This window comes from Microvirga sp. HBU67558 (assembly GCF_018069605.1).
Classification (GTDB): domain Bacteria; phylum Pseudomonadota; class Alphaproteobacteria; order Rhizobiales; family Beijerinckiaceae; genus Microvirga; species Microvirga terrae.
In genome coordinates, this window is sequence record NZ_JAGPUP010000284.1 from 1 (window position 1) to 909 (window position 909).

A 909-nucleotide genomic window follows, 5' to 3' on the forward strand; every position below is an offset into this window, starting at 1 on the left:
AGAGCCCGTCCCGAAAAGGGTTGAGTGGCCGAGGCCGCTATGATTCCAAGAGGGTGCTGATGCCTGACTTGGAACCGCAATGTGGACCCCGACCACCCGGCGGCAGTATAGCCGCGACGGCTTGCGATACGAAACCGATTTGACCGATGCCGAGTGGGCGCTGATCGCGCCGCTCCTGCCTGCGCCCCGCACCCGCGGACGACCCCGGCGCTGGCCGGCTCGTGAGATCCTCAATGGTATCTTCTATGTCCTGCGCGGCGGCATTGCCTGGCGGCTGTTGCCCTCTGATCTGCCGCCCAAGAGCACCGTCTTCCGCTGGTTCAGCTTCTGGCGCGACACGGGCCTGTTCGAGACCCTCAACCATCTGCTGGTTATGGTTGATCGCGAGCGGGTCGGCCGAGAGGCCTCGCCCACCGCCGCCGTGCTCGACAGCCAGAGTGTGAAGACGACCGAGAGCGGCGGACCACGAGGCTATGATGCCGGCAAAAAGGTCAAAGGCCGCAAGCGCCAGGTGATGGTCGACACTGACGGGCGCGGTCTGATCCTGGAGCCGCAGCCGGCTGATGTGCAGGACCGGGATGGGGCCTGTGTGGTCCTGCGCCTGTCACGACGCGCGTTCCCGTTCATCGTCACAGCGTTTGCCGACAGCGGCTATGCCGGCGAGGCTCCCACCCAAGCGACCTCGATTATCATCGAGATCGTCAAGAAGCCGCCTGATCAGGTAGGGTTCGCGGTGCATCCACGCCGCTGGGTTGTTGAACGCTTCTTCGCGTGGATCAGCCGCAACCGCCGGCTCTGGAAGGATCCTGAGGCGACGCTCACGTCGGCCCGAGCATTCCTTTACGCTGCTTCCGTCATGCTCCTCGTCCGCCGCTTGGGACGGTGTTCATGATTTACGGGACGGACTCT

At 64.4% G+C, this 909-nt stretch carries 1 protein-coding gene; it reads left to right on the top strand.

Going from position 1 to position 909, the window contains the following annotated elements; translation table 11 throughout:
* Positions 1 to 79 precede the first annotated feature (79 nt).
* Positions 80 to 892, top strand: coding sequence for an IS5 family transposase (locus KBI52_RS01250; RefSeq protein ID WP_173945194.1), 813 nt, complete (start codon positions 80 to 82; stop codon positions 890 to 892).
* The last annotated feature ends 17 nt before the right edge of the window (positions 893 to 909 follow it).

What these genes read in the sequence shown, in the direction of transcription:
- KBI52_RS01250 (WP_173945194.1), top strand. Translation starts at nt 80, where the DNA reads ATGTGGACCCCGACCACCCGGCGGCAGTATAGCCGCGACGGCTTGCGA.